This is a genomic window from uncultured Megamonas sp., from assembly GCF_958438645.1.
GTDB lineage: Bacteria > Bacillota > Negativicutes > Selenomonadales > Selenomonadaceae > Megamonas.
In genome coordinates this window covers 49,236-73,699 of sequence record NZ_CAUBSM010000002.1, presented here as the reverse complement: position 1 = coordinate 73,699, position 24,464 = coordinate 49,236, and the positions used below count along the sequence as shown (strand labels likewise).

Sequence of the window (24,464 nt, the reverse complement as noted above, 5' to 3'; positions counted from 1 at the left end):
AGAAAAATATATTAAAAAAATCTGAAAAATTATAAAAATAAATATTGACGGATAAATTCAAAGATGATATATTAAAAACAACAAATGTGCTTAAGCACAAAAGAGAGGCGGTAAATAATGAAATATTTATTAGGCTTAGATATAGGTACTTCAGCGACAAAGACTGTATTATTTGATGAAACTATGAAAGTTATAGCTTCAGCTTCAGAAGAATATCCAATGTATCAACCACAAAATGGTTGGGCAGAACAAAATCCAAAAGATTGGTATAATGCTTCTTTACATACAATTCAAGAAGTTTTGGCAAAATCTAAAATTAATCCTGAAGATGTAAAAGGCGTAGGTTTATCTGGTCAAATGCATGGGCTAGTAATGCTTGATGAAAATAATGAAGTAATTCGTCCTTCAATTATTTGGTGTGACCAAAGAACAGTAAAAGAATGTGAAGAAATCACTGCTAAGGTTGGAGCTGAAAGATTGATAGAAATTACAGCTAATCCAGCATTGACAGGATTTACAGCATCAAAAATTTTATGGGTTAGAAATAATGAACCAGAAAATTATGCAAGATGCAAACATATTTTATTACCAAAAGATTATGTACGTTTTTGCATGACAGGTGAGTATGCAACAGAAGTATCTGATGCAAGTGGAATGCAATTATTAGATATTCCAAAACGTCAATGGTCAGATGAGATTTTAGCAAAACTTGATATAGACAAAAAATTATTGGCAAAAGTATATGAATCTCCAGAAGTAACAGGGCATATCAATGATGAATTTGCTAAATTATCAGGACTTAGCACTGATACAGTAGTTGTAGGTGGTGCAGGAGATAATGCGGCAGCAGCTATTGGTACTGGTATTGTAAAAGACGGTAAAGCTTTCACTACAATTGGTACAAGCGGCGTAGTATTTGCACATACAGATAAATTAAGTATTGATCCAAAAGGTAGAGTACATACTTTTTGTTGTGCAGTACCAGGTTGTTGGCATGTAATGGGTGTAACACTTGCAGCAGGTTTATCACTGAAATGGTTCCGCGATAATATAGCTGATAATTATAAAGCAAAAGCAGAAGAATTAGGAAAAGATCCATATGTACTCATGAATGAAGCTGTAGCAAAAATTCCATGTGGCAGTGATAGATTGATGTATTTGCCATATTTGATGGGCGAAAGAACACCACATCTTGATCCAAATTGTAGAGGTGTATTCTTTGGTTTATCTGCAATTCATACAAAAGAAAATATGATGAGAGCAGTCATGGAAGGTGTAGCATATTCACTTAGTGATTGTTATGACATTTTGAAAGAAATGGGTGTAACAGTAGATGAAATGATGGCATGTGGTGGCGGTGGCAAAAGCCCAGTATGGCGTCAGATGCTTGCAGATATGTTTGAATGTGAAGTAAAAACATTGACTTCTGAAGAAGGTCCAGCGTTAGGGGTAGCTATTTTAGCTGGTGTAGGAGCTGGAATTTTCAAAGATGTAGTATCTGCTTGTGATGAATTTATCAAAACAGGAACAAATTGCAGTCCAATAAAAGAAGAAAGTGAATATTATAAACAAGGACATGCTTTATACAAGAAAGTATATGCGCAATTAAAAGGTTGTTATCAGGATTTAGCTAAGTTATAAATTTTATATATTTAAGAGGAGAGTAAATAATGGGAACAATAAAATCTGAAGTAGCATTTCAAACGACATCAGCAAGTCGTGTGAAATTTGTAAGAATTTTCGTATTTGTAGTTGCTGGTATGGCAGGTTTATTATTTGGTCTTGACCAAGGGGTTATTTCTGGAGCTTTACCATTTATTGCCAAAGAATGGGAACTTACAAGTCGTCTACAAGAATGGGTAGTAAGTTCTATGATGGTAGGTGCAGCTATTGGGGCAATTATTGCTTCAAGATTATCTTCTGGAATTGGTCGTAAAAAATCTTTGATGATTGGTGCTGCATTATTTATTGTGGGTTGTATTGGTTCTGGTATGGCAACAAGTGTAGAAATGCTCATTGGTGCTCGTTTGATTTTAGGTCTTTCTGTAGGTATAGCATCTTATACAGCTCCATTGTATTTAGCTGAAATGTCAGACAAAGATGCTCGTGGAAGTATTATTTCTGGTTATCAATTAATGGTTACAGTAGGTATTTTAGTAGCTTTCTTATCTGATACTTATTTTAGTTATACTGGTGATTGGAGAGCTATGCTCATGGTCATTGCTATTCCAGCAGTAGCACTTATTTTATGTGTATTAGCATTGCCTGAAAGTCCTCGTTGGCTTGCTTCTAAAGGTCGTTTCCAAGAATCTGCTAATGTATTGAGTTCTATGCATACTAATGTTGAAATTGCCAAAACTGAATTACATGATATTAAAGAAAATTTAAAAGTAAAACAAGCTGGTTGGGAATTATTCAAAGCTAATAAAAATGTTCGTCGTGCAGTATTTTTAGGTGTATTACTTCAATTTATGCAACAACTCACAGGCTTCAATATCATTATGTATTATTCTCCAAAAATTTTAAGTATTGCAGGTTTCTCTTCTACAGAAGAACAGATGATAGGTACTGTAGTCAATGGTCTTGTATTCGTTTTAGCAACATTTATTGCTGTTGGCACTGTTGATAAATCTGGTCGTAAACCAGCATTATCTAGATGTTTTGCTATAATGGCTGTTTCCTTATTTGTTTTAGGTCTTTGCTTCTTTGGTTTAGAAAGTGGAAATACATCTACATGGATTCCTTACTTATCTGCTGGCATGGTAATTTTAGCAATTATTGGCTTTGGTTTTGGTGCAGGTCCTGTTGTATGGATTTTATGTTCTGAAATTCAACCACTTAAGAGCCGTGATTTTGGTATTGCTTGCTCTACAATGACTAACTGGTTATCTTGTACTTTAATCGGTGCTACATTCTTAACTTTACTTGATACTTTAGGTTCTACAATGACTTTCTGGCTCTATGCAGCATTGAATGCTTTATTTGTATATTTAACAATGCGTTATGTACCTGAAACAAAAGGTGTAACATTAGAAAAAATTGAACAGAACCTCATGGAAGGTAAAAAATTAAAAGATATCGGTTGTTAATTAAATTTTGATGAGTTATCCTATAATGCTGTGTTATTATATGTATATAATAGTGTAACTTTACTAAGAGATTTTAACAGCATTATAGGAGGTACTTTTGGTGGTTACGATAAAACAAATTGCGGACCTTTGTGGTGTCTCACGAGGTACGGTGGATAGAGTTATAAATGAACGTGGTAATGTAAAGCCAGAGACGAAAGAACTTGTGTTATCTATGGCAAAAGAATTAGGTTATAAGCCAAATCCAGCAGGAAAAGCACTATCTGCTCGAAAGAAAAATCCAGTGGTGGGAGTTGTGATTTCATCAGAAGGCAATCCTTTCTTTGATGATGTTATCAGAGGTATAAAATTAGCTGCGGAAAAATATGAAATTTATGGATTGAAAGTCATTTGGAAGAATATGAGAGGCTATGATGTAAAGTCTCAACATGAAATCATGGAAGAGTTTAAAGATAAAGTAAATGCCTTGATTATTAATCCTGTGAATGATCCTGTAATTATAGATGAAATCAATGAGTTCGTAGATGCTGGAATTTTTGTAGTAACGATAAATAATGATGTAGATAATTCTAAACGTCAATGTTATGTAGGTAGTGATTATACTAATGGTGGTGAAACGGCAGGTGCGTTATTGCAGATGATTGTACCTGATGGGGCTAATATAGGTATAGTCATGGGTTCATCAAAGGTATTAGGTCATAAGCAACGTTTAGCTGGATTTGAAGAAAATATAAATAAAAATCCTAAATTTAAAATAGTAGATATTCAAGAAAATGATGATGATGATATATCTTCATATGATAAGACTAAGATGATGTTGACAATGCACAAAGAAATAAATGCAATATTTATTGTAGCAGCTGGTGTATATGGAGCTTGTAGAGCAGTGTTATCACTTAATAAACAAGATGATTTAACGATAATTGCTTTTGATACAGTGCCAACTACGGTAGAAATGATGAAGAAAAATGTAATTAAGGCAGTGATTTATCAACATCCTTATAGACAAGGTCAAAGAGCTATGCAGATCGTGTTTGAATATCTAGTAAATGGTATTAGTCCAGATAAAAGTAAACATATAATGAAAAATGAGATAAAAATATTGGAAAATTTATGAGGTAAAAATAATGAAAAGTGTACATGATATTGAATTTAAACAATATGGTAGAGTTTTAGATGTTGATACTGCCGAATTTGTAGCAACAATGAAAGCAAAAGAAGCTATTAAAGAAGGTGTAGTATATGAACCTTCTGATACAGATTTAGAAGCATTACCTTTATTTAAACAGATGCAAGATGAAGTTTATGGCGGATTGGAAGTAGAATTTGGTTTTTGCAGTGGCTATAACAATAAATTAAATGCAGTTGAATATCATCGTTCTTCTGAAATTGATATTGCAGCTACAGATTTGATTTTAATGCTTGGTCGTCAGCAAGATATCGATTATACAAATAATACTTATGAAACTAAAAATATAGAGTGTTTCTTTGTACCAGCAGGTACAGCAGTAGAACTTTATGCAACAACTCTTCACTATGCACCATGTAAAGAAAATAATGAAGAATTTCGCTGTGGTGTAGTTTTACCAAAAGGAACTAATCTTCCATTACAAGTGAAACCAGCTGAAAATAAAGGTGAAAATCAATTACTTTTTGCTGCTAATAAATGGCTCATTGGACATAGTGAAAGTGGTGTAGATAAAGATGGCGGTTTTATTGGCTTAATCGGTGAAAATACAACAATTTAAATAAATTTAGAAGTGGCTATGGATTTTATAGCCACTTTTTGTATTCATAAGGCTTTTTAGTGATAAAGAAAATACTTATTTTTAATGAATTTATAACAAATAATATATAACGAATTAGATATATTTATGCTATAATAACACTAATGATTTAATGTTCATATAGGAGGCATTTAGATGAAAAAACAAATTTTAGCAATGATTTGTTCTGCATTATTTATGTTAGGTATAGGAGGAACAGCTTCTGCTGCTGAAGTATATCAACCAGCTACAACAGCAAGCGTTGCTACTATCAATTATCAGTATGTATTAGCTAATATTCCAGAAAGTAAATCCATTCAGGAAAATATGAATAAACTTACTGAAGAAGCACAAAAAGACTTTGAGAAATCTGTTAATGAAAAAATGAGTCCAGCAGATATTCAAAAAGTTCGTGCTAGAGTGGCTACTGATTTAAGACAGAAACAGATTAATTTAGTAAAACCAGTACAAGAAAAAATCAACAATGCAATTAAACAAGTAGCTCAAGAACATGGATATAGCGTAGTAATTACTTCTGATGTAGCTTTATTTACTGCTGCTGATATTACAGAAGAAGTTTTAAATGCTGCAAAATAATTAATAGTTGAGATAAATTAAGCAGGTACAAAGAAGTACCTGCTTTTCTTAAATTAATAAAAAATAGAGGTGGAAATGATGGGTGAATTAAAATGGTGGCAAAAAACAATTGTTTATCAGATTTATCCTAAATCTTTCTGTGATAGTAATGGCGATGGTATTGGGGATATTCCAGGTATTATTAGTAAATTAGATTATTTGCAGGATTTAGGTGTGGGTGCTATTTGGCTTTGTCCAATTTATCCTTCACCACTTGTAGATAATGGATATGATATTTCAGATTATTGTAGTGTAGCTAAGGAATATGGCACTATGGAAGATATGGAAAGACTCATATCTGAAGCGGATAAACGCAATATTAAAATCGTAATGGATTTAGTTTTTAATCATACATCAGATAAACATAAGTGGTTTGAAGAGTCTAGAAGTTCAAAAGATAATCCAAAACGTGACTGGTATATTTGGCGTGATGGCAAAGAAGATGGCTCTGCACCTACAAATTGGCGTAGTATTTTTGGCGGTTCTGCATGGACTCTTGATGAAAAAACAAATCAATATTATTTGCATACTTTTGCTAGTGCTCAACCAGATTTAAACTGGGAAAATAGAGAAGTAAGACAAGCTTTATTTGACGCAGCTAATTTCTGGCTAGATAAAGGTGTTCGTGGTTTTAGAATTGATGCGATTGTATATATTAAAAAACCAAGTGAATTTAAAGATGTAGCAGTTGATGGTGCGGATAATTTGGGTAGCATTGCTAAAGCTACAACTTATCAAGACGGTATATTAGATTTTCTACATGAATTTAAAGAAAAAGTTTTTGATAGAGCGGATATATTTACAGTAGCTGAAGCTGACGGTGTTTATCCAAGTGATTTTAATAAATGGATCGGTCAAAATGGTGTTTTTGATATGTCCTTTGATTTTAGTCATATTCGTTTAGGTTTTGATGAAGACTGCACATGGCATAAACGTAAACCGTGGAAATTAATCGATATTAGAAAATGTTTCACAGATGATGAAAATGCCACAAAAAATAATGGATGGGTACCTGTTTATTTTGAAAATCATGATTTACCACGTTGCACAAATTACTTTTTCCCACAGGGAACAGATACAAAATTGGCAGCAAAATTTATTGCTACGATTTTATTGACTATGAGAGGAACACCATTTATTTATGAAGGTCAGGAATTAGGCATGACAAACATAAAATGGCCATCAATTAAAATGTATAATGATATTTCTTCTATTGGTCAATATGAATTGGCACTAAAAGATGAATTAACTCCAAAAGAAGCGATGAAGTATATTTGGCAATACAGTAGAGATAATGCACGCAGTCCAATGACTTGGAATAATGGAGCAAAAGCAGGATTTACTACAGGTAAACCATGGTTACCACTCAATGATGAATATCCTGAATTAAACGTAAAAACACAGACAGAAGATAAAGATTCTGTACTTAATTATTATAAAGATTTAATAAATTTACGTAATCAACATCTGGCATTGATTGAGGGCGATTACGAAGAATTATTATCATATAGTCCAGGTATATATGCTTATGCTCGTACGACAAAAGATAAATCAGAACGTATTATTGTTATTGCCAATACAACAGCCAAAATACGTGGATATAAGATACCAGAACTAAAAGGAGCAACATTATTAGCATCAACTTATGGAAATCGTGAAGCCACTGTGTTGCGTTCATATGAGGTAAGAGTTTATAAAGTAAATAATAAATAGAATTAGTTATATTATTCATTTTAAAGCGTAACGATTTAAATGATTGTTACGCTATTTTTATATTTTTATGATTGTTGTATAACTCATATTTTTTAAAATTATCAAAAAAATAATGAGTTTTACTAAAATGGTCTATATTTTATAATAAATTACGTAAGGTGATGATAATGAAATTAACAGTTAGACAGTTTAAATTATTGCAATATATAAATGATTTTCCAGATATGACCTTGGAGGATTATAGTAGAGCTTTAGAAATATCTATACCTACACTAAAATCAGATATAAAGAATATGGAAGATTTTTTAAAAACATATAAAATTATTTTGCAAGTTTTAGGTAAAAATAATTTACAAATATGGGGAAAAGAAAATCTTACACATTTGTTAATTGATAATAAAAATAGTATAGAGTTTTCTTTAGATGAACAGATTTTATTGCTGTTAATATTATCTGATGATTTTGTGGTATTACAAGATATTGCAGATAAATTATTTGTATCTAAATCTAAAATAGAAAAATTAATGCCAGATATTTTGAAAACATATAGTAATGATTTACAGTCATTAAGACATTATGGTATACGTTGCATTAGTCCAGAAGCAGAGAAGAGGGCATTATTTGCTAAATTATTATCTGCATATTTTAAAGGTATAAATTTATGTAAAGAAATGGAAGAGTTTAATGAAAAACATTTTCCAATATTAGATTATATAAGTAGAGATAATGTTTTAATTGCAAATAATATAGTAAAAATTATTCAGGATAATAAAGATTTTTCATTTACAGATGAATCTGCTTGCCAATTATTTTTATGTTTTTTATTGATGATAGATAATTATAAAAAACATAAAAATAAGACTGTAAGTAATATTTTTACTAATATAATAAAAGATTTACCAAATGCTACAATTTATTTAAAAGTAGCAAGAGATATTGCTACTTTATTACATTTGGATAAAAACTATAATGAAGTTTGTTATATTTGTTATATGTTAATGTCTTTGAGAAAACAAAATGTTTTTGATGTGGATGCTATTGTAAATCAAATGCAGGATATAATTTATAAGATATTAGAGAAAATAAATCATAGATTATCAATAGATTTATCTCAAGATGTAGAGTTAGTAAGGAATTTATCTTTACATATATATGCTACTGTTTTACGTAAAGATATGTTAAAACCTGCTAATTTAGATTGCCAGTGGAATGAATTGGGTTATCAATATCCTGTTAGTTTTGAAATGGCAGTGATAGCTTCATCAATAATAAAAAAATATTATCAATATGATGTTTCTCGCAATGAGATGATATATTTAACATTACATTTTCAAGTAGCCATTGAAAGATTAAAAACAGAAGAACAAAAAATTAGAGCTATAGTTATATGTCATTATGGTATGGCGGCAGCAACATTAATTTCAACAAAAATAAATTCATTATTTGGCATAATAAAAATTATAGGTTGTTATTCTATGCATGATTTTCTAAGCTTAGATAAACATGATTATGATTTAATTTTGAGTACAGAAAAGATAGAACATAGCAAGACGCCAGTAATATATGTTTCTCCAGCTGTTAGAGAAAATGAATTAGAACAGATTTTAAAATATATTAATAATAAAAATGTAAGTAATACATTAAAATTAATTATTATGGAATCAATGGTATTAAACTATAAAAAGGCAAATAGTGTAGAGGAAATATTATCTTCAGGAATAAAAACTCTTATTGATGCTAAATTAGTTGAACCAGAATATTTAAATAGTGTTATTGAAAGAGAAAAAATATCTCCTACAGATATTGGTTGTTTCGCTGTTCCTCACGGAAATCCGAATTTTGTGAATAGAACGAAATTATTGATAATATCTGTAGATGAAGGCGTAAAATGGAATAAATCTGTAGTAAAATATATTTTTCTATTTGCTGTATCAAAAGATGATTTTAATAAAAATTTTACACCGTTAACTATATTTTATAAGAAATTAATGAGATTAAATTTGAGTTTAAACAAAATAGATAATATTAATAGTAAAGTTTTTAAAAGTAAATTATTAGAGCTTTTAAATATATGATTCTGAGGTGTATTAAGATGATTAGAAATGAAATGATTTTTGTAGACAGTGATTTACAAAATAAGCCAGATGTTATTAGCTTAATTAGTAACACTGCTAAAAAATTAGGATTGATTTTGGATGAGGGGGTGTTTATTGAGAAGGTGTTTGCAAGGGAGGCAGAAATATCTACTTCTGTAGGTTGTCAAGTAGCGATTCCACACGGAAAATCAGATACAGTAGTAGAACCATTTGTAGCATTTATGAGAACTAATAATGCTTTTAAATGGGACGAAAATAGTGATGAATTAGTGAAATTAATTTTTTTGATTGGTGTACCTGATAAAGATGCAAATAAATTACATTTGAAGTATATTGCAGAAATTAGTAAAAAATTAATTAATGATGATTTTAGAGAAAAATTATTAACTTTAAAAACAAAAGAAGAAATATTTAATTTGTTGGAAAGTATTAATTACAACGTTAATAAATAATTTTTATAAATATAAATTAATAGATTAAATAAAAAGGAGATTTTAAAAATGAAAATTGTTGGTGTATCTGCATGTATTACAGGGGTTGCTCATACTTATATGGCACAGGAAGCTATCGAACAAGAATGTAAAAAAAGAGGTTTTGATGTAAAAGTTGAAACACAGGGGGGGCTTGGTATTGAAAATGAATTGACTGAAGAAGAAGTAAATGAAGCTGATGCTGTTTTATTGGCAGTAGCTATTGGTATTGAAGGTCAGGAACGTTTTGAAGAAAAAGAAGATGAAGGTAGGGTATTGACAGTTAATCCTGCTGATGTAATTCACAATCCAGCAGAAATTATTGATAAATTAGTTGCATTAGTAAAATAAGAAAATAAGGAGGTATATCAATGTCTGATAATATGAAAAGTATTATTCAAGAATTGACGAAGGCTTTTAATACTGGTGTATCCTATATGCTTCCAGTAGTTGTAGTCGGAGGTATTTTCTTAGCCATTTCTTTGGCAGGTGGTAAACCTGGAGAAAATGGTATGGAGGTTACTAATCCATTTTTGCAAAATTTGGGTGTAATCGGTATGGCAGGTATGACAATGATGATACCTGTACTTGCTGGATATATTGCATATTCTATAGCGGGTAAACCAGGACTTATTCCAGGGCTAATTGTAGGATATATAGCTAATACACCTTTTGGTGATAGTCATGTACAAACAGGATTTTTAGGTGCAATGCTCATGGGTGTTTTATCTGGTTATATGGCTAAATGGATAAAAAAATGGAAAGTTCCTACTAATTTAAAAGCAATTATGCCTATTTTAGTTATTCCTATTATTAGTACTTTTGTAATCAGTATGATTTATTTCTATATTATTGCAGAACCTATTGCTATTTTTATTAAATGGTTGATTGAAATTTTAGGACATATGCAAGGTGGTAGTGCTGTATTATTGGGAATTATTGTTGGTGCAATGGCTGCCTTTGATATGGGTGGTCCAGTTAATAAAACAGCAACAGCATTTACATTAGCTCTTATGGCAGAAGGTATTTATGGCCCAAATGGTGCTTATCGTATTGCTGTAGCTATTCCACCTTTAGGACTTGCTATTTCTACATTTGTTTCTCGTAGAAAATATACTGCTGATGAAAGAAATCTTGGTATATCAGCAGGTTTCATGGGACTTATAGGCATAACAGAAGGTGCTATTCCGTTCGCAGTAAAATCATTAAAAACTGTATTGCCATCAATAATTATTGGTAGTGCGGTAGGTGCTGGTCTTGGTATGTACCATGGTGTAGAATGTATGGTTCCACATGGCGGTTTGATAGTAATTGCTGGTGTAAATCAAGCTCCTTTATGGTATGCAATAGATATGTTTATTGGTGCAATTGTAACAGCGATCTGCTTGCATATATTACGTCCAAATATTGATGAAAAAGCAAAATAAAAATTTTAAATTTTATTTAATAGATATAATAAGATAAAGAAGAAGGCTGAATATAAAATGAAAAAACCTACATTAAATGAAGTTGTAGCTAAATTATTATCATTTGAAGGTAAAGACAGAGCTACTATGATTGGTATAGGACCAATGAGTCATACATTGATTAAAGCATCTATGCTTTTAGCAAAAGAAAAAGATTTTCCACTTATGTTTATTGCTAGTCGTAACCAAGTTGATGCCGATGAACTTGGTGGAGGTTATGTATGTAATTGGGATCAAAAACGCTTTGCTGAGGCTATTGCACAGATAGCAAAAGAAAATAATTTTGATGGTTTATATTATCTTTGTCGTGACCATGGTGGCCCTTGGCAACGTGATAATGAAAGAAATGCTCATCTCCCAGAAAAAGAAGCAATGGAGCTTGGTAAAAAATCTTATAAATATGATTTAGAAAATGGTTTTGATTTATTGCATATCGACCCAACAAAAGATCCATATATTGTGGGAAAAGTAATCGATATGAATGTGAATATAAACCGTACTATCGAATTAATTGAAACTGCTGAAAATGAAAGAAAAGAAATGGGACTTCCTCCTGTAAGTTATGAAGTTGGTACTGAAGAAACAAATGGTGGATTGACTTCTAGTGAAAATTATGAAGCATTTATTAAAAAATTAAATGAAAAATTAGATGAAAAAAATCTTCCACATCCAGCTTTTATCGTAGGAAATACAGGTACATTGACTCGTTTGACAGAAAATGTTGGTCATGTAGATCCTGCTTCTTGTAAAAATTTGTCATCTATTGCTAAAAAATATCATGTAGGATTAAAAGAACATAATGGCGATTATTTAGATGATGCTATTTTGTTACAACATCCAGCATGGGGTGTTACAGCAATGAATGTTGCACCAGAATTTGGTACAGTAGAAACTCAAGCTTATTTAAAATTATCTGAAGTTGAAGATAGTTTATATGAAGAAGGTTTAATTTCAGATAAATCAAATATAGCTCTTGTATTGACTACTGAAGCAGTGAAATCTGGTCGTTGGAAAAAATGGATGGTGGATGGTAAAGATAAATTATCCATTGAAGAAATTTTAAATGATAAAGAATTAGCTCGTTTAATTACTGAAATTAGTGGACATTATACATTTAATAATCCATTAGTAAAAGCTGAAATCGCAAAATTATATGATAATTTAAGTCAATCAGGTATTGATGGAGAACGATATGTAGTGAATAAAATTAAAGATTCCATTGATAATTATGTAAAAGCATTTAATTTAGAAGGTCTCACATCAAAACTTTTAGCAAAATAATAAAAACTTATTTAATCAAAAATATAATTTAATCAATCAAACAAAGAAAAGAAAGGATAATACATTTAACGTATTATCCTTTTTATTTGATAGGAAAAATATAAAATTATAGAATTAAAGTGAGGGTTTTTTATGTATAAAGTAGATTATCATCATCATAGTAAGTTTTCTTTTGATGGAAAAGACTTTTTAGAAGATATTTGTAAAAAAGCAATTGAAATAGACTTAAATGAAATTTGTTTTACGGAACATTTTGACGTAGATCCCAAAGATGTAAGTTATGGTGTATTAGATTATAAGGCTTATCATGAATGTATTGAGTTATGTAAACAAAAATACGGGGATAAATTAAATATAAAACGTGGTTTAGAAATAGGTGAACCACATTTAAAACCGTATTTAGAAACTCTAAAGAGCGAAATAAAAAAAATGGATTTAGATTTTATTATTGGTTCAGTTCATAATATTAATAGTGTTAAATTGAGATTGACTATGCCATCAAAAACTAAGAGTAAAATTTATGAAGATTATTTTAATGAGATTTTGGCTATGGTAAAGATTGCAGATATTGATGTAATTGGTCATTTAGATTTAATGAAGAGATATGCTTTTGCAGATTATGGAAATTATGAATTTGAGGATTATAAAGATCTAATTGAAGAAATTTTAACTATAGCGATAAAGAGAAATATTGGTTTAGAGATAAATACATCAGGTTTAAGAAATAAAGTAAATGAAGTTTATCCTAAAATAGAAATATTAAAATTATATAAAAATTTAGGTGGAAAGATTATTACTATAGGTTCAGATTCGCACAGTACAGATGATTGTTTTAGTTATTGTAAACAAGGTTATGATTTATTAAAAGCTTGTGGATTTGAAAAAATATATACATTTACTAAAAGATGTCCAATAGAACATAATATATAAAATAAAAAATATCCTTATAAATAGAAATTCTATCTATAAGGATATTTTTTTATTTTTAAATAGCATCGATAACAGTATCGAGCATTTTTTTGATATCAGAAGGAATAGCATCGATAAAACGAGTAGGAATGTTATCATATCCATAATAACATCCAGCTAATCCGCCTGTTATGGCACCGATAGTATCGCTATCACCGCCAAAATTAATAGCAGTCAGTACTGCGTCTTCAAAATTATCTGTAGGCATAAAGGCATGAAGCATAGCTACAATACTATCATAAGCAGAAGCTGTTGGCTGTGTTTCTTCGTTTTTATAATCATAATACATAGTATTATCAATTATTTTATCCATATCTTGTTTATTTATATTATTGTTTAAAATACGGAAGATAAATTGAGCGTAAATACGGCAAGCATTGTCAGATTGGGTATTTACATGAGTCATATTAGTGATATCAAGAGCAGTAGTAACAGCACAAGTTTCATCAGTGTAATAAAGTGCAGGATATAGAGTATTTAATATAGCACCATTATCTACACTACCGCGATTGCTGAATAAGTCCACTTGTCCAGCAGATTCGTGCCAACGTGCTTTAGGAATGAGATGTTTACCATGACCTTTAGACATTGTTTTATCAATACTGCGAAGAGTTGTATCACTGATATCTTTTGGTCTACTGATAGCCCATTTAATGAAATTCTTGCCAATTTCAGCAAATGGATTTTCAGGATTTTTCATAATACCGTAAGCAGTAGCAAGAAGTAGAGCTGTTTCGTCAGTTCCTTCCCCTGGTTGAACTTGTAACCAACCGCCACCTATCATTTCTGTAACTTTGCCAAATTGAGCTTTGATTTGTTCTTGAGGCATGAATTCAAGTGGAGCTCCGAGAGCATCACCGATAATTGCACCATATAAAGCACCTTTAATTTTATTTATTTTTTCCACAAATTTTCCTCCAATATGATTTATTAGCTAAATATATGATAAACTACTGGCACTATAAGAGCAAGCAGCATATTACCAACACGAATATGAATTATATTATTAAATGTAAGATTTATACCAATAATAGTGATTAAGATATTACCAATATAGCAAATATCATTAATCATAGCAGTTGTAAGATAAGGTGAGATAAAACTAGCACATAACGTAATTAATCCTTGATAGATAAATAGTGGTAAAGCGGAAAATAAAACACCAACGCCCATAGTAGAGGCAAAAACCATACAGATCACGCCATCTAATATAGCTTTAGTTAAAAGTAAGCTATAGTCACCAGATAGACCATCTTGGAGTGCTCCGATAATAGCCATAGCACCAATGCAAATTACAAGCGTAACTGTTACAAAGGCATCTATAAATTTTGATTGTTCGTCAGCATGAAATAGTTTTCGTGCTATTTCACCAAGTTTTTCTAATTTAGCTTCAATATTGATGATTTCACCGATTAGAGTACCTATTAATAAAGAGAAAATCATCAACATAGTACCTGTAGTTTCTAAATGACCATCTTTGAATATAAGCATTTGTGATAGTGTACCACCTATGCCGATAAATAAAACAGCAATTCCCATGGCTTGTAATAGCGAGTCTTGTAGAGATTTTTTTATACCTTTTTTTAAAAATAGTCCGATAGCACCACCAATAATTACCGCGATGGTGTTAGCGATTGTTCCTAAGCCAATCACAGATAAACACTTCCTTGAAAATATAGTTATTAGAAATAAATATATTATAACATTTAATATTAATATAACTCATAAATTATGGCTAAATTTTAAAAAATATAAACCATGTGTATACAAATTAACAATTATAATTTACGGATAAATATATTAGAAAATTGACAAAATACAAATGTAGTTATATAATAAACAAAAATAATATATTTATACAATGGCGTATGATATAAATTTTTCATACGTTTTTTTTATCTAATTTTATATAGATGAATAAATATTATTTTGTTGATTTTAAATTTTTAAGGAGGTTAAATTATGCTAGAAGTAATTAATTCATTTGTAACTACTTTGAACGGCATTGTCTGGGGCTGGGGAATGATAATTCTATTGATGGGCACTCATATTTTTATGACGCTTAGGACAAAAGGCATTCAAAGACGATTAATTCAAGGGATAAAATTATCTGTTACGAAAGATAAAGAAGCAGAAGGTGAAGTAAGCCAATTTGGTGCACTTACAACAGCCTTAGCGGCAACTATTGGTACAGGTAATATTATCGGTGTAGGAACAGCCGTTGCTCTCGGTGGTCCTGGTGCTGTTTTTTGGTGTTGGCTTACAGGTGTATTTGGCATTGCCACAAAATATAGTGAAACATTGATTTCTGTAAAATATCGTGTGAAAACAAAAGATGGCAGAATGCAAGGCGGAGCAATGTATGCACTAGAACGTGGCTTAAATATGAAATGGCTTGCCGTACTATTTGCTTTTTTTGGCGGATTTGCCTCTTTTGGTATAGGCTGTGCAACACAGGTAAATGCTATTGCTACAGTTTGTAGTGAAAATTTAGGTATTCCATCATGGATAATTGGGATTATTATTGCTATTTTGGTAGCACTTGTAATTTTTGGCGGTATAAAATCTATTGCTTATGTATGTGAAAGATTAGTTCCATTTATGGCTGCATTTTACATATTAGGTTGTATATTTATTTTAGTAATTAATGCAGATTACATTATTCCTGCTATTGAAACAATTGTTACATTAGCTTTTAATCCTGGGGCAGCTGCTGGTGGGCTTGTTGGTGGCGGTATTATGCAAGCTATGCATTTTGGGGTAGCTCGTGGATTGTTCTCTAATGAATCTGGTATGGGTTCTGCTCCGATTGCGGCAGCTGCTGCACAGACAAGAAATCCAGTTCGCCAAGCTATGGTATCAATGACTGGTGTTTTTTGGGATACTGTTATTGTATGTGCGATGACAGGTCTTGTATTAGTGTCTAGTATTATGAAAAATCCAGAAATTGATATGGGAGCAATTCATGATGGCGGTATACTCACTACATTAGCATTTGGTCAGATACCATATGTTGGACCTTTCATCTTAGTTGTAGGTATTATAACATTTGCTTTTTCTACTATTTGGGGATGGTCTTATTATGGTGAACGCTGTGTTGAATATTTTGCAGGTAAAAAAGTTTTGACAGGTTATAAAATACTTTATTTATTAGTAGCTATCATAGCACCAATCGTTTCTTTAAATCTTGTTTGGCTTATTGCCGATACATTAAATGCGATGATGGCAATTCCAAATCTCATTGGAGTATTATTATTATCACCAGTAATTGTAGCTGAAACGAAAAAATATATTGATAATATAGATCTAAAAGATACAGAACCTGTACCATATTTAGAAGATATTAGAAATAAAGAATTCGTTCCTAAAGAAGAATTAGTAAAATAAATATAAAAACCACCTATTAAATAATTTTGTTTAATGGGTGGTTTTTATTTTATATATTATTATTTATTATATGTTATTTTTTCTTTTGACCATAATAAGCATTAGCACCATGTTTACGAAGATAATGTTTATCTAAAAGTTCTTGTTGCATAGGTGTTAAACTAGGATCAATAGTCATAGCATGATAAGCCATAAATGCTACTTCTTCTAAAACTACTGCTTTTTTTACTGCTGAAATAGGATCTTTTTCCCAAGTGAATGGGCCATGTGAATATACGATTACACCAGGTACGTCCATCATTTTAATACCGCGTTCTTTGAATGTTTCAACGATGACATTACCAGTTTCAGCTTCATAAGAGCCAGCGATTTCTTCAGCAGTCATAGCACGTGTGCAAGGAATACCACCATAGAAATCATCAGCATGAGTTGTACCGAGTGCAGGAATATCACGACGAGCTTGTGCCCAAGATGTTGCATAACGGGAATGTGTATGAACAACACCACCGATTTCAGGGCAAGCTTGATAAATTTTAATATGTGTGTCTGTATCAGAAGATGGATTGTAATCACCTTCAACTACTTTACCAGTGTTGATATCAACGACTACCATATCTTCAGCTTTCATAGTGTCGTATTCTACGCCAGATGGTTTTATAACCATTAAGCCTTTTTCACGGTCAATACCAGATACATTTCCCCAAGTAAATGTGACCATATGATATTTTGGTAACATTAAATTAGCTTCAAAAACAATTTTTTTCAAATCTTCTAACATTTATATGCACCTCTTTATAATTTAATGCCGTTCAGCATCTTTAATATTTATTATACATATTTTGTTTTGAAATAACAATATGTCATACAAATTTTTCTCAATAAAAATATTTATTTTATTTAAACGATTATTTCAATAAAAAAAGCAATAATCTAAAAGTATATCTAGATTATTGCTAAAAAATTAATATTCAATCAAAACAATTTGACCACTTTCGCGTGTTTTTTGCATATCAATAATACGTTGATTGCTACTACCACGAAATTGCAAGGTTAGGTCTTTTTTTTCTATGAGGAAAGGTCCGTCGATGAGTACATCTGTTTGTTCGAGTAATGCATCGACATCAGGATTGTGCATATTTTGTAATTGTTCTAAAGTATAACCTGTGAATGTGGTTATATTAAGGCCACGTTCATGAACTTTTTGGGCTAATTGTGCCAATGGTTTTGCTTGGAGAAATGGTTCTCCACCACTGAAGGTAACACCATTTAACAAGGGATTTTCACAGATTTGTGAGAGCAAATCATCTGTATCGACTTCATGACCGCCATTTACATCATGAGTTTGAGGATTGTGACACTGAGGACAATTGTGGTAGCAACCTTGAGTGAAGATGGTAAAGCGAAAACCTTCACCATCTACAATAGAATCATTGACAACGCCTGCAATCTTAATTAAGGCCATGTTTTACGCGGTCATGTTCTTCAGCACGTTTTGCATTGTTGAAGCGATCAATAGTGCCTACTAAATAGCCTGTAATACGACGAATACGTTCAAATTGAGCAGGTTGAGTACGATAGTCAAGAGAGACTTCTCCGTTACCAGCATCAGATATAGTAAGGCTAGCAAGAGCTTCGCTAGAATTTTCTTTAATATAATTGATATAATTTACAATTTCTTTTTCTGTAATATCTGTTAAACCATTAACTTTTACTTCTACACCATTAACTAACATTTGTATCACTCTTTCTATCGAATATTTTTGTTGATTTATAAATTTAAATTAAATGGAAGTTGCACTGCAACAATTATCACGCATGCGTTTTAAAATAACGTGACGTTTATGGGCAGCTTCACTTCTACCACATTTTGGGCAAACTCCGTTGATAATGCCTGTATATCCACATACTGGATCACGGTCTACAGGATGATTTACAGAACCATAACCAATGCCATTATCATGCATACAACGAATAATAGCTTCAAAAGCTGTTAAATTCTTTGTAGGATCTCCATCCATTTCAATATAGCTTATATGACCACCATTTGTTAAATTGTGGTAAGGTGCTTCAAGTTGTATTTTTTTGTAAGCACTGATTGGATAATATACTGGAATATGGAAGGAATTTGTATAGTATTCTCTATCAGTAACACCAGGGATTGAACCATAGATTTTACGGTCAATTTTTACAAAACGACCACTTAAACCTTCAGCTGGTGTAGCAATTAAAGAGAAGTTTAATTTTGTTTTTTGAGCTTCATCATCCATGCGTTTACGCATATGTCCGATGATAGCAAGACCTAATTTTTGAGCTTCAGCAGATTCCCCGTGATGTTTGCCAATTAAGGCTTTTAATGTTTCAGCAAGACCGATGAAGCCAACAGTCAATGTACCATGACGAAGAACTTCGCTTACAGTATCATATTCACCAATTTTATCAGAATCAAGCCAAATATTTTGTCCCATTAAGAATGGATAGTTCTTACCAATTTTAGCACATTGAATTTTAAAGCGATGTAATAATTGACGGATAACCAAATCAATCATATCATCTAAAGATTTGTAGAATTTATTTATATTGCCTTTAGCTTCAATAGCTAAGCGTGGTAAATTGATACTTGTGAAACTTAAGTTTCCACGACCGCAAGTAACTTCACGAGTTGGATCATAGACATTACCCATAACACGAGTACGACAACCCATATAAGCTACTTCGCTGTTATAATCATTAGGTTTGTAGTATTTTTTATTGAATGGAGCATCTAAGAAACTAAAGTTAGGGAATAAACGTTTAGCAGATGTCTTCATTGCTAATTGGAATAAATCGTAGTTAGGGTCATCTTTTTCATAGTTAACCCCTTCTTTTACTTTGAAAATTTGAACAGGGAAAATAGGTGTTTCACCATCGCCTAGACCAGCATCTGTAGCTAATAAGAGGTTTCTCATAGCCATACGACCTTCTGGAGATGTATCAGTACCATAGTTGATAGAACTAAATGGTACTTGAGCACCAGCACGAGAATTCATAGTATTTAAATTATGAATGAATGCTTCCATTGCCTGATAAGTAGCTGCATTTGTTTCATTCCATGCAGTATTTACGGCAAATTTATGAGCCATTTTAGTAGTTTCTTCATTTATTTCTTGATAATTGTGTTCACGTTGATGTTTTGGTAAAAATTCTGCTAAAATTTTACCAAATTTATCAGTAGTGCTCATGCTGATTTTTACAGGAATACTCTGTTCTATTTTTTTACAAAGCAAACTAGCATCTTCAAGTTTCATATCAAGCATAGCATTGAAATAATAGCCGAGGGCTTTGTAATATTGTTTACGATATGTTTTGGCAACTCCTGGAGCCATACAATAATCAAACATTGGTACAGCCTGACCGCCATGCATTTCATTTTGGTTAGCTTGAATAGCAATACAAGCTAATGCTGCATAAGAGCGAATATCATTTGGTTCGCGTAGATAACCATGGCCAGTTGAAAAACCATTTTTAAATAGTTTTAATAAATCTATTTGACAACAAGTTTCAGTGAGCATATAAAAATCCATATCATGGATATGGATATCGCCATCTATATGAGCTACAGCAATATCTTTTGGCAAAATATTGCTAGTAATGAAGTACTTAGAGCCTTCAGAACCATATTTTAACATGGTTCCCATAGCTGTATCAGCGTCGATATTTGCGTTTTCACGTTTGATATCAGCATCTTTAGCCTTAGTAAATGTAAGTTCATTATAGATATCCATTAAATCAGCTTTAGCTTGGCGAAGTTTTGTGTGTTCTGCACGATAAAGAATATAAGCTTTAGCTGTGCTAGCAAAATTACCAGCAATGAGAACTTTTTCTACCGCATCTTGAATTTGTTCAACACCTGGTGTTTTTAAATTCTTTAATGATTTAATAACATTATTTGTAATAGTAGATAATTGTTCTTTGGAAAATGTTTCATCAATAGATTCCATATTAGCTTTTTTGATAGCATCTGTGATTTTTTGTGCATTAAATTTCACTATATCTCCAGTGCGTTTTTTGATTGTTTTTATCATTATAAGCTGACACTCCTAGTATATTTGACCATGAGCAAAATATACTATGCCATGGTTTTAATTCGTTTTCTTTTATGTGCTGACAACGATTATACTATATGTATGTATGAGTGTCAAACAAACCACAATATATAGTATAATCACTAAAATAAATTTATATACAATTTTTAAATAGGTATTGACAAAGATTTTAATTGATGGTGATTAAACGTAAATTCTTTCATATTTACTTACCTATGAATTTTTATGCAGATAAATAATAAAAATTCATAGATATAAAAGTTTTACATATATAATATATAAAAATTTTATGGATAAAAATTTTTGAGAGAAATAAAAAAAAGACAGGCAAAAGCCTGTCTTAAAGGGGTTTATTTTTTATTAAGGAGAGAAAAATTTATTATTTATTAATAGAAGAAATCAAGATTGAAATAGAATCTATCAGCATCTGTATTAGAATCTATATCTTTACCATCAAAGTATTTAACACTTGCTAAGAGATTTTCCATAGGAACATAAGAAGCACCTACAGCAAAGCCTTTTTGGTTATTGAATACATCTTTATATGTTGTAGCAATAGTGACATCTTTACCAAAATGACGATAAGCAACATAAGCACCCCAAGAACCAGGATCAGCAACATTAGCATTTTTATATTGAAGTTCAGCCATGTAAGCTTCTTTATCATCGGAATTATCAGATTCTGTATTTACTGCATATTGACCAAGTAAGCCCCAGTTATTATCGAAGCGATATAAGCCACCAACAGACCAGATATTCATTTTATCATAATCATATACGGTTTGACCTGCCCAAGTACCCCAATTTGTAGAACCAGGTTCAATATTGGTCATTACAGCATACATAGCATTAGCATCGAATTTTTTACTTTTATAATTGAATTGTGCGGCATAAAAATCAGCAGTGATATCTTCTATACTTTGACCAGGCAATTTATCTGTTTCATGACCTGGATTATAGCGACCTGCTAAAAGAGAAGTAGTGAAGTTTTTATCACTACCGCTAGTAATATCGATTTGAGCACCAGACATATGTTCATCAAGAAGCATGCCATAAGTATCTAAAAGAGGAATTCTACCAGCTGAAATAGTAGTATTATGTCCTAAAGGCCCTTTAGCATAAGCACGAGCTACTACAGCTTTTGCATTGGAATCTGTGCGAGCATCCATTTCATAATCAATACGGGCATTAGCTGTCCAACCAGTATTACCAATATAAGCTTTTGGTTCTAAACGGAACATTACCTGGCTAGTATCATTATCATTATATCTTTTTGTATGATTACTCATTCTATCTGTGGCATCGCTTGTAGCACTTACATAACGATAACGTAATTCTCCATTCCATTTTACATTATCAGATTTTTTTTCAAGATCAGCCACGCGAACACCGAGATTATCGAGTTCTTCAGCAAATTCAGCAGCTAATTTATCAACGAGAGCTTTATCGGCTTTTTCAAGGTCAGTTTTAGCCATAGCACGAGCTACGATTTGAGCCATTTCATAGCGAGTCATAGTATTTTGACCTTGATATGTACCATCAGGGTAACCATCAATAACACCATCATTAGCGAGTGTAGTTACAGCATCATAAGCCCAACTATCAGCAGGAACATCACTAAAAGGATTACTAGCAGCAAATGTAGTACTAGCTGCTCCGATAACTAAAGCAGCTGTAACAGCAGAAACGAGAGTTTTCTTAGACATAAATATTTCCTCCTAAACAATATAATTTAGATAATAAATAATTAACTATCATAATATAAATTAAAGAAAATATAGAGTGTCCAAGTTTCCTCTAAGAATTTAATTTTATAAATATGAAAGCTAATTTCTTTATTTGCTTAAATTCTAACATAATATGAAATAAATTTCAATATTTTATATAAATAAAAATTTTTATAAAATTAAATATAAAGAAATAATATTTTATATTTTCGTAAAAATGTTATTTAAATAAATTTTTACAAGATAATTATATTATTTTATAAATTTTATTTCATTTTATAGAAAAAATGAAAAGATTTTTCCATAAAAAAAGAGCAGATACATAATCTACTCTTTTTTATCATTATAAAATTTTAATTTCATTAATAAGCATTTTAGAAGAAGAAGTCAACGTTAGCAAAGAACTTGCTAGCATCTTTATTAGTATGAATTTCTTTACCATCGAAATATTGAATTGTAGCAAGAATATTTTCAGCAGGAACGTAAGATGTACCAACAACAGCACCTTTAAAATCAGCACCAATGATATCATCATAAGTTGGAGCAATAGAAGCAAAGGCTTCAATATTTCTATAACCAGCATACATACCCCATGAACCAGTATCAGAGATGTCAGCACCTTTATATTGAAGTTCTGTAGTCCAAGCTTTGTCTTCTGTTTTTGCTTTTGTATTTTGAGCATATTCTCCTACAAATTTTATATTTTTATCAAAAGCATAACTACCACCAGCATACCAGAAATTAGCAGAATTATCTTTGCCGTAACCGATTTTTTCTAGGTCTGCTTTAGAAGCATCAAGTCCTGTTAAAGCAGTATAACCTGTATTGAAGGCTAATTTATCATTTGGCATGTAGTCGAATTGAATACCATAATATTCAGTTGTTATATCTCTGCTAGTTTTGTCTGGATCAGAAGACTTTTCATGTTTTTTATTATAACGACCTGCAGCTAAGCTAGTTTTGAATTCATCACTGCCAAATGTAACTGTACCACCAGAAATACGATCATCAAATAAAAGTCCTTGTGCAGTGAATACTGGAGTACGACCAGCTGTTACAGTAGCTCCGAAAAGAGGACCTTCGATATAAGCACGATCAACTACAACATTATTGCTATTACTATCTGTGGAAAGATCCATTTCATAGTCTAAACGAGCATTAGCTGTCCAACCAGAATTGCCAATGTAAGCTTTTGGTTGAAGGCGGAATAATATTTTATTTTTAGTAGTATCAGCTATTCCGGAATCAGTATTGATATCATAATAACGATAACGGAGTTCTCCACCAAATTTAACATTATCGGATTTTTTTTCAAGATCAGCTACGCGAACACCGAGATTATCGAGTTCTTCAGCGAATTCAGCAGCTAATTTATCAACGAGAGCTTTATCGGCTTTTTCAAGGTCAGTTTTAGCCATAGCACGAGCAGTGATTTGAGCCATTTCATAACGTGTCATTGTTTTATTGCCTTGATAAGTACCATCAGGAAAACCATCAATAACACCATCATTGGCTAGTGTAGTAACAGCATCATATGCCCAGCTATCAGCGGGAACATCGCTAAAAGGATTGCTAGCAGCAAATGTAGTGCTAGCAGCACCAACTATAAGGGCAGCTGTGATTGTTGAAGTGAGCATTTTTTTTGTCATGATTATAATTTCTCCTTAAGTTGTAAAATTTAAAATATTTTTAAAATAAAATCTTCATTTAAAGAGATATTATATGAGTAGCCATGTTTCCTCAAATTTTCTCTATAAATTTATATATATTTTAAAACATGTA

21 protein-coding genes are annotated in these 24,464 nt (G+C 31.4%); 13 read left to right on the top strand and 8 right to left on the bottom strand.

The annotated features are described in order from the left end of the window. The first annotated feature begins 117 nt into the window (after positions 1–117). The 12 genes from xylB to Q5I67_RS02280 all read left to right on the top strand — a co-directional run bounded on the left by xylB (position 118) and on the right by Q5I67_RS02280 (position 13,447). Positions 118–1,641, top strand: coding sequence for a xylulokinase (gene xylB, locus Q5I67_RS02335; RefSeq protein ID WP_302486228.1), 1,524 nt, complete (start codon positions 118–120; stop codon positions 1,639–1,641). A gap of 29 nt (positions 1,642–1,670) precedes the next feature. Then, the gene (locus Q5I67_RS02330; RefSeq protein WP_302486227.1) at positions 1,671–3,089 is read left to right on the top strand and encodes a sugar porter family MFS transporter; all 1,419 of its coding nucleotides are present in this window, start codon (positions 1,671–1,673) and stop codon (positions 3,087–3,089) included. Positions 3,090–3,189: 100 nt separating this feature from the next. Continuing rightward, positions 3,190–4,206 carry a LacI family DNA-binding transcriptional regulator gene (locus Q5I67_RS02325; protein ID WP_302486226.1) on the top strand — a complete coding sequence of 339 codons (1,017 nt, stop codon included), beginning with the start codon at positions 3,190–3,192 and terminating at the stop codon, positions 4,204–4,206. Positions 4,207–4,216: 10 nt separating this feature from the next. Next, entirely contained in the window at positions 4,217–4,837 is a 621-nt protein-coding gene (locus tag Q5I67_RS02320) for a DUF4867 family protein (protein ID WP_302486225.1), read from the top strand. 174 nt (positions 4,838–5,011) lie between these two features. Then, positions 5,012–5,452, top strand: coding sequence for an OmpH family outer membrane protein (locus Q5I67_RS02315; RefSeq protein ID WP_296898482.1), 441 nt, complete (start codon positions 5,012–5,014; stop codon positions 5,450–5,452). Positions 5,453–5,530: 78 nt separating this feature from the next. After that, positions 5,531–7,204: an alpha-glucosidase gene (locus Q5I67_RS02310; protein ID WP_302486224.1), complete on the top strand. Its 1,674-nt coding sequence runs from the start codon at positions 5,531–5,533 to the stop codon at positions 7,202–7,204. A gap of 167 nt (positions 7,205–7,371) precedes the next feature. Then, complete coding sequence (locus tag Q5I67_RS02305) at positions 7,372–9,279, top strand: transcription antiterminator (protein WP_296899202.1); 1,908 nt, start codon at positions 7,372–7,374, stop codon at positions 9,277–9,279. Between the two features lie 17 nt (positions 9,280–9,296). After that, positions 9,297–9,752, top strand: coding sequence for a PTS sugar transporter subunit IIA (locus tag Q5I67_RS02300; protein ID WP_296899200.1), 456 nt, complete (start codon positions 9,297–9,299; stop codon positions 9,750–9,752). A gap of 48 nt (positions 9,753–9,800) precedes the next feature. After that, positions 9,801–10,121: a PTS fructose transporter subunit IIB gene (locus Q5I67_RS02295; protein WP_296899199.1), complete on the top strand. Its 321-nt coding sequence runs from the start codon at positions 9,801–9,803 to the stop codon at positions 10,119–10,121. Between the two features lie 20 nt (positions 10,122–10,141). After that, positions 10,142–11,197: a PTS fructose transporter subunit IIC gene (locus Q5I67_RS02290; protein WP_302486223.1), complete on the top strand. Its 1,056-nt coding sequence runs from the start codon at positions 10,142–10,144 to the stop codon at positions 11,195–11,197. Between the two features lie 57 nt (positions 11,198–11,254). Then, complete coding sequence (locus Q5I67_RS02285) at positions 11,255–12,517, top strand: class II D-tagatose-bisphosphate aldolase non-catalytic subunit (RefSeq protein ID WP_296899193.1); 1,263 nt, start codon at positions 11,255–11,257, stop codon at positions 12,515–12,517. Positions 12,518–12,649: 132 nt separating this feature from the next. Further along, entirely contained in the window at positions 12,650–13,447 is a 798-nt protein-coding gene (locus Q5I67_RS02280) for a histidinol-phosphatase HisJ family protein (protein ID WP_302486222.1), read from the top strand. Positions 13,448–13,502: 55 nt separating this feature from the next. Here Q5I67_RS02280 and Q5I67_RS02275 read toward each other — a convergent pair whose 3' ends face one another. Both Q5I67_RS02275 and Q5I67_RS02270 read right to left on the bottom strand, forming a co-directional pair. Next, positions 13,503–14,393: an ADP-ribosylglycohydrolase family protein gene (locus tag Q5I67_RS02275; RefSeq protein ID WP_302486221.1), complete on the bottom strand. Its 891-nt coding sequence runs from the start codon at positions 14,391–14,393 to the stop codon at positions 13,503–13,505. A 23-nt stretch (positions 14,394–14,416) separates the two neighbouring features. Beyond that, on the bottom strand, positions 14,417–15,139 hold the full coding sequence (locus Q5I67_RS02270; protein ID WP_302486220.1) for a DUF554 domain-containing protein: 723 nt from the start codon (positions 15,137–15,139) through the stop codon (positions 14,417–14,419). Between the two features lie 309 nt (positions 15,140–15,448). On the opposite strand from Q5I67_RS02270, the gene Q5I67_RS02265 reads away from it, so the two are divergent. After that, the gene (locus tag Q5I67_RS02265) at positions 15,449–16,873 is read left to right on the top strand and encodes a sodium:alanine symporter family protein (RefSeq protein WP_302486219.1); all 1,425 of its coding nucleotides are present in this window, start codon (positions 15,449–15,451) and stop codon (positions 16,871–16,873) included. Between the two features lie 73 nt (positions 16,874–16,946). On the opposite strand, the gene araD is transcribed toward Q5I67_RS02265, so the two are convergent. The 6 genes from araD to Q5I67_RS02235 all read right to left on the bottom strand — a co-directional run bounded on the left by araD (position 16,947) and on the right by Q5I67_RS02235 (position 24,331). Further along, on the bottom strand, positions 16,947–17,651 hold the full coding sequence (gene araD / locus Q5I67_RS02260) for an L-ribulose-5-phosphate 4-epimerase (RefSeq protein WP_296899182.1): 705 nt from the start codon (positions 17,649–17,651) through the stop codon (positions 16,947–16,949). A 183-nt stretch (positions 17,652–17,834) separates the two neighbouring features. Next, positions 17,835–18,335 (bottom strand): anaerobic ribonucleoside-triphosphate reductase activating protein, encoded by a 501-nt coding sequence (gene nrdG / locus Q5I67_RS02255; RefSeq protein ID WP_296899181.1) that lies wholly within the window; start codon positions 18,333–18,335, stop codon positions 17,835–17,837. Continuing rightward, complete coding sequence (gene nrdD / locus Q5I67_RS02250) at positions 18,322–18,606, bottom strand: anaerobic ribonucleoside-triphosphate reductase (protein WP_302486218.1); 285 nt, start codon at positions 18,604–18,606, stop codon at positions 18,322–18,324. Before nrdD ends, nrdG begins: the two co-directional genes overlap by 14 nt. 48 nt (positions 18,607–18,654) lie before the next feature. Then, entirely contained in the window at positions 18,655–20,934 is a 2,280-nt protein-coding gene (locus tag Q5I67_RS02245; protein ID WP_302486217.1) for an anaerobic ribonucleoside triphosphate reductase, read from the bottom strand. 407 nt (positions 20,935–21,341) lie between these two features. Next, complete coding sequence (locus Q5I67_RS02240) at positions 21,342–22,661, bottom strand: putative porin (RefSeq protein WP_302486216.1); 1,320 nt, start codon at positions 22,659–22,661, stop codon at positions 21,342–21,344. Positions 22,662–23,056: 395 nt separating this feature from the next. Further along, a complete protein-coding gene (locus tag Q5I67_RS02235) occupies positions 23,057–24,331 on the bottom strand; it encodes a putative porin (RefSeq protein WP_302486215.1) in 1,275 nt (424 codons plus the stop codon). Between the last annotated feature and the right edge of the window lie 133 nt (positions 24,332–24,464).